Source organism: Monashia sp. NPDC004114 (assembly GCF_053603855.1).
In genome coordinates, this window is the sequence record NZ_JBSGGK010000002.1 from 180682 (window position 1) to 193885 (window position 13204).

Here is a 13204-nt window from a genome sequence, read left to right on the forward strand (position 1 = left end):
CTATCTCCCTCAGTCGAGACCGCACAGGGCCGGCCTGGCCTCGCGCAGGTTCGGGCAGCAGCCGGCGGCACACACCGATGGCATGCGTCCCTCGAACGTCGCCACTGCCTCGCCTCGCGCCTCCGCGGCGCGCTCGAGGAGCGCGTCGACCAGGTCGCGGACGAAGACGGCGTCGGTGCCGACAGTGGGCACGCGGAGCAGGTCCACGCCCACCCGCTGCGCCGTGGCCATCGCCTCCGTGTCGAGGTCGTAGACGACCTCCATGTGGTCGGAGACGAACCCGACAGGCGCAGCAATCACCGTGGTGACGCCCTCGGCGGCGAGCTGCTCGATGCGGACGTTGACATCCGGCTCGAGCCACGGCTGGCTCGGCGGGCCGGACCGAGAGCAGTAGACCAGCTCGCCGGTGAGGTCGCGCCCGAGGGCCTGGTTCGCAGCGTCCGTGAGCCGCGAGGCCAACACCAGATGTTGTCGACGGTAGAGGTTGCCGTCGCCGTCACCCGGTCCCGACGTGTCGTCCATGGCGTCCGGGATCGAGTGGGTGACGAACAGCAGCGCGAGCTCCTCGTCGGGAGCGCCGTCGACCGCACGAAGGGTTCGCACCAGGTGCCCGAGGTTGGCCTCGGCGAAACCCGGCCTGACGGCATACGGCCCGATCTTGTCGATCTCGAGCTCCACGCCCTCGGCCCGCAGCAGGGCGTCCGCCGCGGCGAGGTTCTCGCGGTACTGCCGGCACGAGGAGTACGACGCGTAGGCGCTCGTGGTCAGCGCGACAACCCGGCCGTGACCGGCCGCCGCGACCTGCCGCAGCGCGTCGTCGATGAAAGGCGCGCCGTTGCGGTTGCCCCAGTAGATCGGCGTGTCGATCTCGCGCGTATCGAGCTCCGCTCGGATCGCCGAGATGAGAGCGCGGTTCTGGTCGTTGATCGGGCTCCGGCCGCCGAACAGGAAGTAGTGCTCACCGACCTCGGCAAGGCGCTCGTCGGGGATGCCGCGGCCGGCAGTGACACGGCGCAGGAAGGGGACGACCTCGTCGGGCTCCTCCGGGCCGCCGAAGCTGAGCAGGAGGATGGCGTCATAGGGGTGCAGGAGCGGGTTCTCGGCAGTCATCTCTCGGGCTTGTCTCGGCTTGGCTGGGCTTGGGGTCTCAGGGTGAGGTCGGAGCCACTAGGTCCGGGTCACGGGGTGGACGAGGAGCGCAGTGGGGTGGGCGCGTTGAGGTCGAAGTAGACGGCGACGAGGCGCACCACGAAGACGAGCGCCGCGACGGCCCACAGCATCCACAGCTGCAGGACGCTCGCCTGGAAGGCGGCCACGATGATGATCGAACCGATCAGGGCCGGGATCGCGTAGAGCTCGCGCCGCAGCACCTCGGGCACCTGGTCGGCGAGCAGGTCGCGCACGACCCCGCCGCCGACGGCGCTGATCACCCCGACGAGCACGGCCGCGATCGGCACGACGTCGATCGTCGTGATCGCCTTGAGGCTGCCGGACACCGCAAACGCGGCGAGGCCTCCCGCGTCGAGGATGCGGACGAGCCGCGAGACGCGCTCGATCCCCGGCTGGAAGAAGAACGTCGCCAGCCCGCCGAGCGTCGCAGCCGCGATGAGGCGCCAGTCGCTGATCCCGACCGGCGGCACGGAGCCGATGAGCAGGTCGCGAACGATGCCGCCACCGAGGGCCGCGGCGAGCGCGAGAACGATGACACCGAACAGGTCGAAACGCTTCTTCACCGCCACCAGACCGCCCGAGAGAGCGAAGACGAAGACGCCCACGAGATCGAGGGCGGTCTGGGCGGACTGGAAGGAGGTAGGCATGCCAAGGCAAACGGTACCCGCGCGGCGTGGTCGCTTTTATGCCACCTGTGGCAATGGCATGCTCGACAGCGACGGCACGACCCAGTCACGAACCAGCACCCCCCAGCACCACCCAGCACCTACGGATCCTCCAGGGATCCTTCGCACGACCGCAGACTCGTCCAACCGGGAGATCCACCCATGCAGCACCTCAGGCTCGTCGGCGTCCACGAGGACGGTTTGCACCTGCTGCTGGCCGACGACGGTGGCGAGCGGTATGCCGTCCCGCTCGACGAGCCGCTGCGCGCGGCCGTCCGGCGTGACCGCCCACGGCTCGGGCAGCTGCAGATCGAGATGACCGGCGGCTTGCGGCCCAGGGACGTCCAGGCCATGATCCGGGCCGGAATGAGCGCGGAAGAGGTGGCCGAGCGGGCCGGCTGGCCCGTCGAGAAGGTGCACCGCTACGAAGGGCCGATCCTGGCCGAGCGCGAACACGTCGCGGGCATGGCTCGCCAGGTCCGGCTGCGCCCCCGTGGGGGGTCCGCCGGCGCTGCCCCGACCCTGGAGGCCCGCGTCCTCGACCGGCTGCACTCACGGGCGCTCGACGTCGGCTCGGCGCAGTGGGACTCACGCAGATCCGACCACGGCGCCTGGACGGTGCTGCTCGTCTTCAATGCCGGCGGCCAGGAGCGCGAGGCGACGTGGCAGTTCGACCCTCTTGCGCGCACGGTCACCGCCTCGGACGACGAGGCGCGCTGGCTCAGCGAGGACGAGGACCAGCAGGCGCCCGGTCCGATCCCGGCTCCGCACCTGGCTGCGTCCTCTCGGCCCAACCGGGTGTACGACGTCGAGGCCGAGGGTGGCCTCGGGCTGCCGACCCGGCACAGCGAGGCCGAGACGGTCGACCTCATGGCCGCCATGCGCGAGCGCAGTGCCCAGCGGGGCCGCCGACGCCGGCCCAAGGGCGCGGAGGTGCCCGGCATCGAGAACGCGCCCGAGGACGCGCTGCCCCTCGAGGACCTGGCCAAGGACCCGCGGGAGGAGCTTCCGCCTGCAGCGCACACCCACCCCGAGGACGACCCCGAGATCACCAAGGAGGGGCCGGCGGAGCGCCGCATCGGCGCCGACGCGGCCGCGCGCAAGGCCCGACGGGCCGAGCCCACGCAGCCCGTCCGGCAGTCGCGTTCGGCACCCGAGCGGCCTGCGGGCAGGCGTCGCAACGGCACCAGCGCCCCCACGGCGAAGGAACGCCAGCCCCGACCCGATCCCGAGCCGCGCGAAGCACGGACCGACGACGACAGCTTCGACCCGTCCGACCTTGCCGTCCTGGCCGACCTCGCCGACCTGACCGACGTCCCCGACGCGCCGGCCAACGGCCGAGCTACGGGCTCGACCAGTGTCACCAGGGCGACCGGAGCGGCTGGAGCGAGCGGCGCGGATGACGACCTGACCGACGTGAGCGACCTCGCGGACGGCACCGACGGTGAGCTAGTCGAGCAGCGGGTGCCCGCGCGCGGGACGAAGCCGGCCTCGACACGCCGCTCGGGGCGGCCCAGCGTCCCCAGCTGGGACGACATCATGTTCGGCCGCCGCACCGACTGAGTTCTTGGCGCCTCGCTCTGCCTTGGTCGCGTGTGCATTGATCGGGGCTATCACCCCAACGCACGCACACAGCGGCCCGGGCCGGAGCGAAGCGAGACGCCAAAGGCTCAGCTCGGCAACGGCGGGAGCGGGCACACGTCGAGGTCGAACGGCAGGACCTCAGGAGACAGCGCCGCGGCCTTGGCCGCATGCGAGGTCATCCGGCGCATGTAGTGGCGCCGGCAGAGCACCTCGTACTCGACGACGCCGGACGTGCTCGGGGCGGTGTCGCCCACGACGACCTGCTCGCCCTCGATGACCATGACGCCGTCGACGACGCGGGCGTTGGTGGTGGCCCGGCGGCCGCACCAGCACAACGCCTCGACCTGGAGCACCTGGACGCGGTCCGCGAGCTCGATGAGCCGCTTGCTCCCCGGAAAGAGCTCGGTGCGGAAGTCGGCAGTGATCCCGAAGGCGAAGACGTCGATCTCCATCTCGTCGACGATGCGGGCGAGCTGCTCGACCTGGTCACTGGTGTAGAACTGCGCTTCGTCACAGATGAGGTAGTCGATCCGCTGCCCTGACGTGGCCCGCTCGACGATCGTCTCCCAGAAGTCGAGGTCGTCCACCACCTCCAGCGCGCCGGTCGACAGGCCCAGCCGGGACGACAGGACGTTGCTGCCCGCCCGGTCCATCTTGGTGAAGATCAGCCCGACTCGGCCGCGGGCCCCGTGGTTGTGGTCCATCTGGAGGGCGAGCGTCGACTTGCCGCAGTCCATGGTCCCGGAGAAGAAGACGAGCTCAGCCACGAGGCCCCACCCTAGGCGCCGCGACGAGGTGGCACCACGACCACGGGCACGGCGAGTTCCGCTGCGCTGGTGGAGCCGTGCAGGCCCAGGAGCGCGACGATCTCGGGACGCATGAGCCCCGAGTGGACCACGGCGAACTCAGTCTCCATCGACACGACGAGGTCACCGATCCGGTCGAGCACCTCGGGCCGCACAGCACCGAACCAGCCTTCGTCGACGGCCTGCTCACGCGTGATGACGGAGGCGCGACCGGCAAGCCGCTCCGCCCAGGCGGTGGCGACGGAAGCCACGGCCCCCCGCTCGACATAGATCTGCAGGCTGCGCGGCTCTCCGCCGAGGTGGCGCACGCCGGCCATGAGGTCCGGCTCGTCGACCAGGTCGATGCGGTCGGCGAAGGGCACGTCGACCATGCCGTGGTCCGCCGTGACGACGATCGAGGTGTCATCCGGCACCGACGCCGCGAGGCGCGCGAGCGCCCGGTCGACCGACTCGACCTCGTCGCCCCACTGCCACGACTGGCAGCCGTGCACGTGGCCGACCTTGTCGACCTCGCCCCAGTAGAGGTACACGAGTGCTCGCCGGCTGGCGCGCAGCGCGGTCACTGCAGCGTCGACGCGGTCCTCGATCGTGGCGCCGGCCTTGAACCTCGCCCCGCGCAGGGCCGCCGTGGTCAGTCCCGAGCCGTTGAAGTACCACGGCCCGATCATCGTCACCGAGACGCCGGAGCTCTCGGCGGCCTCGAAAACGGTCTCGTGGGGCTGCCAGCGAAGGGGGTCCGGACCGTTCTCCCAGGACAGCTCGTTGACGATCAGGTCGGTCTCGGGGTCGAGCACCTGCATGCCGACGAGCCCATGGGAGCCGGGCGGCAGACCGGTGCCGAACGACCCCATCGAGGTCGCGGTCGTCGTGGGGAAACCACACGGCACCCGGGCCGCACGATCCAGGTGGGACCGCAGGAATGGAGCATGCCCGCTGCGCTGGCGCAGCTGGTCGAACCCGAGCCCGTCGACGAGCACCACGACCGTGCGCGGGACCGCGGGGAGCCCGAAGACGTCGCGTCCGGCATACCGCGGGACACCGAGCCCCTCAGCGACCGAAGGGAGCACCGACGCCAGCGTGCCCCGGGACCAGCCGTCGCGGGCCGATCCGCCGGTCCAGTCGATGGGGATCTGGCGGGGCGCCGTGCCGCGTACGTCACCGGGGGCGGGGGCGTCGTCGCGGGCCACCGGCTCGCTGGGGGACTGGGACACAGGTGCCTCAGAGCCGACCACGGGTCAGAGGGCCGCCGTGCCGGTGCCGATGCTGGCCGACAACACCCGCGCGAACTCCATGGCCCTGCCGACCGCCTCCTCGCCGTCGGCTGCGGAGCTGACCCGCAGCGAGATGTCGTCGGAGGCGATGGTCCCTTCGAAGCCGTGGTCGGCCGTGCAGTCCGGGTCGCCGCACTGGGCGGGGATCATGTCGAGCCGGCTCACCGCACCCCACCCGAGCGTGAGCGTGAGGTCGCGTCCGTGGGTGCCCGGTGCGAAGGTGTCGGGCTCGGACACGACGTGCGTCAGCATGACGCCGCGGACCGCCGCCAGCGGGACAGTCTCGGTGGTCGCGGTGGCCATGAGCTTGTCGTCGGACTCGGCGTGGTCGTCCGCGTGGGCGATGACCAGACGCTTGGGGGTGACGACGAGCACCGTCACATGGCGGCGGACCGTCTCGTGGTCGAAGGTCGTCTCCTGGTGCACGAGGTGCGACACGACCTCGTCGTCGCCCACGGCCGACTCGACCACGTCGCAGACGAGCGACGGGTAGTACCCGGCTCGGGTGATCGCCTCGGTGAGGTCTTCGGGAAGGGCCTGTCCGGTGCCCTGGGAGACGCGTCGCATGCCCCCATCCTTGCACCCGGAGGCCGCCTGGCCGGGTCGCTGTCCCCTGGTGGTCGCCGCGAGGAGGGGCCCCGGCGGGCCTCCGCGCGACTCCGGCGGGCCGTCAGGCGGCGCTTCGCCTAGGTCATCCGTCGCCGGCCGGGGTCCTTGCGGACCAGGGCCGGGCGTACGACGACCTCGGCGCCGAGCACGTCGACTCCCCCGGTCCACGCGTTGACCGGGTTGAGCTCGACGGACGCGAGCTCGGGATGGTCGTCGGCCAGGACCGACAGACGGGCGACCAGGTCGCTGAGCGCGGCGCGGTGCACCGGCGCGGCGCCCCGATGGCCCGCGAGCAGCGGAGCCGCCTTGACCCCGTCGATGAGGTCGGTGACGTCCACGTCGGTGAGCGGCGGGACCCGGTAGGCGATGTCCCCGAGCAGCTCGGTCGGTGGTCCGGCGACCGAGAAGCTCACGACCGGTCCGAACAGCGGGTCCTCGCTGGCGCGGATCACACATGACACGCCGGGGACGGCCATCCGCTGGACGACGAACCGGTCCGCGCCGAGGGGGCCCAGCCGCTGGGTCAGGGACGCGAAGGCGTCGCGGACCGACTCGGCGTCGACCAGATCGCCCCGCACGCCGACCAGGCCGGGCTGGTGCCGCACGACCGGAGAGGTCGACTTGAGGATCACCGGGTAGGTCAGCTCGTCGGCGGCCGCCACGGCCGCCTCGACCCCCGTGACCTCGACAGCGGGCCACACCCGTATGCCGTATGCCGCGAGCAGCTCGCGCGCCTCGTCCCTGGTCAGGGCCCGCCCTTCGGGCGCCGTGGCGAGGTATCGCTCGATGAGACCGAAGGCGCGCTGGCGGTCGAGCCCGACGGGTGCCACCGGGGTGCCGCGGTCACGCTGCTTCCACAGGGCGTACCGCGTGACTGCGTTGAGCGCCCTGATGCCGTCCTCGGGCATGCCGTACGACGGCACCGAGCGCTGCACCCCGTCGGGCTGCACGTAGCTCAGGCCGTCAACACCGCGCATACCCAGGAACGTTGCGACGCAAGGCTTCTCGTATCTGGCGACAACCTTCTGAACGGCGCCGGAGACCTCCTCGTCCTGGATCAGCAGCGGCGGGATGAAGGCCGCGACGACGCTGTCGACCTCGGGGTCTGCGAAGGCCGCGTCGAGCGCGTCGGCGAACTCCTCGGCCGAGGCATGGGGAAGGAGCGACACGGGGCCGTGCGTCACCCGCAGTCCCCAGCTCACGCAGGCGCTGGCGCTGAGAGCACCGAGGGCATCCGAGTTGCCGACGATGGCGACCCGGTCGCCCTGGGGAAGCGGCTGGTGCAGCGTCAGCTGAGCGACGTCGAAGAGCTGGTGGATGTTCTCGACACGGATCACGCCTGCCTGGCGCAGCAGGGCGCTGAACGCCTGACGCGGGACGTTGGTCACGCGGGTGCGGTGGCCGGGAGGCGCGGCGAAGCTCGACACGCCGGACGAAACGACGACGACGGGCTTGACCGAGGCCAGCTGGCGCGCGATTCGGGAGAACTTGCGCGGGTTGCCCATCGACTCGAGGTACAGCCCGACGGTGTCGGTCTCCTGGTCGTCGATCCAGTACTGCATGAGGTCGTTGCCCGACACATCCACCCGGTTGCCGGCCGAGGCGAAGATCGAGATGCCCAGGCCCCGGCGGGCCGCGGAGGCCAGCACCGCGACGCCGAGGGCACCGCTCTGGGCGAAGAGCCCGAGCCGCCCATGGTCCGGGACGACCGCGGCGATGGTGGCGTTGAGGCGCACCGACGGGTCGTTGTTGATGAGGCCGAAGCTGTTCGGCCCGACGATGCGCATGCCGGCCCGCCGGACCCGGCGGCGCAGCTTCTCCTGCAGGCGAACCCCCTCGTCGCCCGCCTCGGCGAACCCGGACGACAGCACGAGCAGAGCCTTGACCCCAGCCTTTCCGCAGTCCTTGACGACGTCGACGGCCTGCTCGGCCGGGACCACGACGATCGCGAGGTCGACGGGCTCCGGCACGTCCCGGATGGTGGGGTACGCCGTGCGACCCTGGATCTCCTCGGCCTCCCGGTGGATCGGGTAGACCTCGCCCTGGTAGCCGTAAGCGAGCAGGTTCCGCATGAGCAGCGACCCCATGGACTGGTCGTTGCGGCTCGCCCCGATGATCGCCACCCGCTCCGGGAACAGGATCGTGCGCATGCTGCGCGACTCGGAGCGGTGCTCGCGCGAGAGCTGCACGGCCTTGCTCTGCTCGGTCGGGAGGATGTCGAACGAGACCTCGATGACGCCGTCCTCGATATGGTGGTTCACCTCGTAGCCGGCCTCGCGGAAGACCGCGAGCATCTTGCGGTTCTGCGGGAGCACCTCCGCGGTGAACCGTGAGATGCCGAGCTCCTGCGCGATGGCAGCGAGGTGCTCGAGCATGACCGACCCGATCCCCTTGCCTTGGAAGTGGTCCGAGATGTTGAAGGCGACCTCGGCCGAGCTGGGGTCGATCCGGTCGTAACGGCCGATGCCGATGATCTCGCCGTCGAGGGTCGCCACGAGCGCCACGCGGTCGTGGTGGTCGACGTGGGTGAACCGGTACACGTCGCGGTCGCTCAGCTGGCGCAGCGGTGCGAAGAACCTCAGGTAGATCGACTCGTCCGACTGGCGGCTGTGGAAGTACCGGATGCCGTCGGCGTCCTTCGGCGTGATCGGGCGGACGTGCGCGACGGAGCCGTCGCGGAGGACGACGTCCGCCTCCCACTCCAGGGGGGCCGCGGGCCAGTCCTCGTCTGCAACCTGGGCCGGCGTCGCGGGCTCCGAACCGTCCACCATGCGCACATCGTGTCATGTCCTGCGAAGCGGGCGATCGTGTTGCATCGTGGGCGGCATGGAGTTCTCGCAGGTCGTCAGGAACCGCCGGATGGTCCGTCGCTACGACCCGGACCGCCCGGTGCCCCTCGAGGTCGTCGAGCGGGCCCTGGCCAACGCGGTGCGCGCTCCCAGCGCCGGGTTCAGCCAGGGCTGGGACTTCGTCGTGCTCACGACACCGGCGGAGCGTGAGGCGTTCTGGGCGGTCACGACGGACCCGGACGGGCCTAGCGACCCCTGGCTGGACGGCATACGGGCGGCTCCGGTGCTCGTGCTGTGCCTGTCCGACAAGGACGCCTACCTCGAACGGTATGCCGCTCCCGACAAGGGCTGGACCGACCGGGACGAGTCGCGTTGGCCGGTGCCCTACTGGCACATCGACACAGGGATGGCCTCGCTCCTCATCCTGCTCACGGCGACCGACGAGGGGCTGGGCAGCCTGTTCTTCGGCGTGCCGCCGGAGCGACACGCCGCCGTTCACGAGGCGTTCGGCATCCCGCTGGACCGCACCGTCATCGGGGTGGTGTCGATCGGGTATGCCGTCCCTGGCCCCAAGAGCCCGAGCCTGCGGCGGCATCGACGCACCGGCCGCGACGTGGCCCACTGGGGACGTTTCGGCGTGGCACGTGAGGACGACTGAACGGCCTGCGCGAAGATGGGGTGTTCACCGACGACCGGCAAGGAGCACCACCCGGCATGGCGCGACGCACGACCACCCCGCCTCCCCCCGAGGACTTCGAGGAGAAGATCGTCGGCATCGACGTCGAGGAGGAGATGCAGAACGCCTTCCTCGAGTACTCCTACAGCGTCATCTACTCGCGGGCGCTGCCCGACGCCCGTGATGGCCTGAAGCCCGTCCAGCGCCGCATCCTCTACGGCGCCAACGAGCTCGGGCTGCGCCCCGACCGCGGCCATGTGAAGAGCCAGCGCGTCGTCGGCGAGGTGATGGGCAAGTACCACCCGCACGGCGACCAGGCGATCTACGACGCACTCGTGCGCATGGCCCAGCCGTTCACGCTGCGGCTGCCGCTCGTCGACGGCCACGGCAACTTCGGGTCGCTCGACGACGGGCCCGCGGCGGCTCGCTACACCGAGGCCCGGATGGCCGACGCAGCCCTGCTCATGGTCGCCGGGCTCGACGAGGACACCGTCGACTTCGTCCCGAACTACGACGACACGCAGCTGCAGCCCGGCGTGCTGCCGGCCGCGTTCCCGAACCTCCTGGTCAACGGCGCCTCGGGCATCGCGGTGGGCATGGCCACCAACATGGCGCCCCACAACCTCGTCGAGGTGATCGGTGCAGCCCGGCACCTCATCGCGAATCCCACGTGCTCGCTCGAGGACCTCATGAAGTTCGTGCCGGGACCCGACCTGCCCTGTGGCGGGCGCATCGTCGGCCTCGAGGGCATCCGCGACGCGTACCTCACCGGCCGGGGCAGCTTCCGCACCCGGGCCACCTCCCGCATCGAGGCGATCACCCCGCGCCGCAAGGGGATCGTCGTCACCGAGCTGCCCTACCTCGTCGGGCCAGAGAAGGTCATCGACAAGGTCAAGGACCTCGTCCAGAGCAAGCGGCTGCAGGGCATTGCCGACCTCAAGGACCTGTCCGACCGCAAGAACGGCCTGCGCCTCGTCATCGAGGTGAAGAACGGCTTCAACCCGGACGCGGTCCTCGAGCAGCTCTACAAGCTGACGCCGATGGAGGAGAACTTCGGCATCAACAACGTCGCGCTCGTCGACGGGCAGCCGCGCACCATGGGCCTCAAGGAGCTGCTCAAGGTCTATGTCGACTTCCGCACGGACGTCGTCCGCCGGCGCAGCGCCTTCCGGCTCGCCAAGAAGCAGGAGCGCCTCCACCTGGTCGAGGGCCTGCTCATCGCCATCCTCGACATCGACGAGGTCATCCAGGTCATCCGGTCCTCCGACGACGCCACGGCGGCCAAGGCCCGGCTCATCGACGTGTTCGACCTGTCGGACCCGCAGGCGACCTACATCCTCGACCAGCAGCTGCGGCGCCTGACCAAGTTCTCCCGGATCGAGCTGGAGAAGGAGAAGGAGGACCTCGAGCGCGGCATCGAGGAGCTGCGCGCGATCCTCGAGAACGAGAAGCTGCTCATGCGCCTCGTGTCCAACGAGCTCGCCGAGGTCGCCAAGAGCCACGGCACGCCGCGGCGCACCGTCCTGCTCGAGAGCTCCGGCGTGAGCGCGACCGCGGCCTCGTCGTCGCCGCTGGAGATCGCGGACGACCCGTGCTGGGTCCTGCTGTCGTCGACCGGCCTGCTCGCCCGCACCGGAAGCGCCGATCCCGTCACGGCCGAGGGGTCACGCTCCAAGCACGACGTGGTGGTCGGCGCGGTGGCGACGACGGCCCGCGGCGAGTTCGGCCTCGTGACCTCGGCCGGACGGATGTTCCGGCTGTCCGCGCTCGACCTGCCGACCCTTCCCCCGACCAACGGCGCACCCAGCCTCTCGGGCGGGGCCCCGCTGGCGGCATACGTCGACCTGCCCAAAGGCGAGGACCCGGTCACGATCCTGCCGATCGGGGCGGACGCCCCGGTCATCGCGCTCGGCACCGCGACCGGTGTCGTCAAGCGCGTCACCCCCGAGGCACCCAAGAACGACGACTGGTCCGTCATCAGCCTGAAGGACGGCGACCGCGTCGTCGGGGCCGGTGTCGCCGCGAACGACGAGCTCGACCTCGTGTTCGTCACCTCGGACGCCCAGCTGCTTCGATTCCCGGCGAAGTCCGTTCGGCCCCAAGGACGTTCGGCCGGCGGGATGGCCGGGATCAAGCTCTCTGCCGGCGCCCGAGCCGCCTACTTCGGTGTCGTCGACCCCGGCCGAGACGGCATCGTCGTGACCGCGGCCGGGTCATCGGGCGCACTGCCGGGCACCCAGGGTGGCTCGCTCAAGGTGACGCCGTATGCCGAGTACCCACCCAAGGGCCGCGCCACCGGCGGCGTGCGCTGCCACCGTTTCCTCAAGGGTGAGGACACGCTCGTCGTCGCGTTCGCGGCCAACGCGCCCGCTCGTGCGGCGGCCGCCAACGGCGTCGCGATCGACCTCCCGGCTGCCGACGGCCGACGTGACGGCTCGGGCACCCCGACGACCTCGGTCATCGCCCACGTGGCCGGCCCACCGGCTACCGAGCACACCGCCGGGGCCTCTGAGGAGGCAGGGCAGTGACGCCGAGGGCGGCCACACGGAAGGAGACCGCGCGCAAGAGGTCGGGGCCCAAGGCCTCGTCGCCCAAGGCGGGAGCGCCGTCCAAGGCGTCCGAGCACGTGCCCGACGGCGAGGTCGGTGGTGGGCCCGTCGACCACGACGTGCACCCGTCGACCACCGGCTACGGCAGCCCCGCCGCCGACGCCTGCTCGGTGCTGTGGGACCACGACGGCACGAGCGCGTACGGCACCGCCGCGCGAGCCCGGTTCTTCGTCATCCTCGAGCAGTCCGGGCCGTGGGGCCGGGACGCGGCTCGGGAGTCACACCTCGACCACGAGCTGGGTGGCGAGATCGACGCCCGCACCGCTGCCGCGGGCGGCCGGTTCATGCTCATTCGACGGCCTGGCGGCCACCCCGACAACCAAGGGCCGCGGCAGGTCTTTCTCGCCTACGCCGGTGGCGCTCCGGGCGACGCCTGGCTCCTCGGCGCACAGGTCACCGACATCGGAGGCCTGCTGGGCCTCGACTGGGGCGCCCTCGAGCGTGGGAGCCGGGCCCTGGTGCAGGCCTCCCTGCCCGGGGCACAGGAAGCGGAGCCGGCCCTTCTGGTCTGCACCAACGGGCGCCGCGACGTCTGCTGCGCGGTGCGTGGACGCCCACTCGCCGCCCACGCCGCGCGGCTCGCGCCCGGCCGCGTGTGGGAGGTCTCGCACACGGGCGGTCACCGGTTCGCGCCGACGGCGGTGCTGCTGCCCTGGGGTCAGACCTATGCCCGCATCGACGACACCTCGGCGGAGTGGGTGCTCGGGGCCAGCCTGACGGGCCACACTCCGAAGGAGCTGCTCGGCACGGTTCACGACCGGGGCCGCTCCGGGCTCTCCGCACCCGCGCAGAGCGCCGAGTCCCACGTGCGAGCCCAGATCGGCGAGACCCATCTGCCTGCGGTGTGGGCCGACGAGCCGGTGCCCGCGGGCGACGGCTTCGAGGTGAGCGTGCACCATGCCGACGGCCGCACCTGGGAGGTCCGCGTCGATCGCGTCCCGGCCGGAAGGACCCGGCCCGAGTCGTGCGGCAAGGCCGCGGTCGAGGTGCTCGAGCACCGGCCGACGATCACCCTCGACGCCTGA

Annotated in this window: 10 protein-coding genes; 4 read left to right on the forward strand and 6 right to left on the reverse strand. The window is 71.3% G+C overall.

Going from position 1 to position 13204, the window contains the following annotated elements; genetic code table 11:
• Positions 1–9: 9 nt before the first annotated feature.
• Both ACWEOW_RS03615 and ACWEOW_RS03620 read right to left on the reverse strand, forming a co-directional pair.
• On the reverse strand, positions 10–1110 hold the full coding sequence (locus tag ACWEOW_RS03615; RefSeq protein ID WP_452267787.1) for a ferrochelatase: 1101 nt from the start codon (positions 1108–1110) through the stop codon (positions 10–12).
• Between the two features lie 68 nt (positions 1111–1178).
• Complete coding sequence (locus ACWEOW_RS03620; RefSeq protein WP_452267788.1) at positions 1179–1817, reverse strand: trimeric intracellular cation channel family protein; 639 nt, start codon at positions 1815–1817, stop codon at positions 1179–1181.
• A gap of 180 nt (positions 1818–1997) precedes the next feature.
• Between ACWEOW_RS03620 and sepH the strand changes: the two genes are divergently transcribed.
• Positions 1998–3398 (forward strand): septation protein SepH, encoded by a 1401-nt coding sequence (gene sepH / locus ACWEOW_RS03625; RefSeq protein WP_452267789.1) that lies wholly within the window; start codon positions 1998–2000, stop codon positions 3396–3398.
• 107 nt (positions 3399–3505) lie between these two features.
• Here the strand turns inward: sepH and ACWEOW_RS03630 are convergent, their stop codons facing one another.
• From ACWEOW_RS03630 to ACWEOW_RS03645, 4 genes are all read right to left on the reverse strand, one after another.
• Complete coding sequence (locus ACWEOW_RS03630) at positions 3506–4186, reverse strand: thymidine kinase (RefSeq protein WP_452267790.1); 681 nt, start codon at positions 4184–4186, stop codon at positions 3506–3508.
• Between the two features lie 11 nt (positions 4187–4197).
• The gene (locus tag ACWEOW_RS03635) at positions 4198–5355 is read right to left on the reverse strand and encodes an alkaline phosphatase family protein (protein ID WP_452268023.1); all 1158 of its coding nucleotides are present in this window, start codon (positions 5353–5355) and stop codon (positions 4198–4200) included.
• Positions 5356–5460: 105 nt separating this feature from the next.
• Positions 5461–6063: a DUF5998 family protein gene (locus tag ACWEOW_RS03640; protein ID WP_452267791.1), complete on the reverse strand. Its 603-nt coding sequence runs from the start codon at positions 6061–6063 to the stop codon at positions 5461–5463.
• Between the two features lie 119 nt (positions 6064–6182).
• Complete coding sequence (locus tag ACWEOW_RS03645; RefSeq protein ID WP_452267792.1) at positions 6183–8876, reverse strand: bifunctional acetate--CoA ligase family protein/GNAT family N-acetyltransferase; 2694 nt, start codon at positions 8874–8876, stop codon at positions 6183–6185.
• A gap of 55 nt (positions 8877–8931) precedes the next feature.
• Here ACWEOW_RS03645 and ACWEOW_RS03650 point away from each other — a divergent pair, with 55 nt between their 5' ends.
• From ACWEOW_RS03650 to ACWEOW_RS03660, 3 genes are read left to right on the forward strand one after another with little or no spacing between them, the layout of a single operon-like run.
• Positions 8932–9552, forward strand: coding sequence for a nitroreductase family protein (locus ACWEOW_RS03650; RefSeq protein WP_452267793.1), 621 nt, complete (start codon positions 8932–8934; stop codon positions 9550–9552).
• Positions 9553–9608: 56 nt separating this feature from the next.
• On the forward strand, positions 9609–12098 hold the full coding sequence (locus ACWEOW_RS03655) for a DNA gyrase/topoisomerase IV subunit A (RefSeq protein ID WP_452267794.1): 2490 nt from the start codon (positions 9609–9611) through the stop codon (positions 12096–12098).
• Positions 12095–13204, forward strand: a complete 1110-nt coding sequence (locus ACWEOW_RS03660; RefSeq protein WP_452267795.1) for a sucrase ferredoxin — start codon at positions 12095–12097, stop codon at positions 13202–13204. Before ACWEOW_RS03655 ends, ACWEOW_RS03660 begins: the two co-directional genes overlap by 4 nt.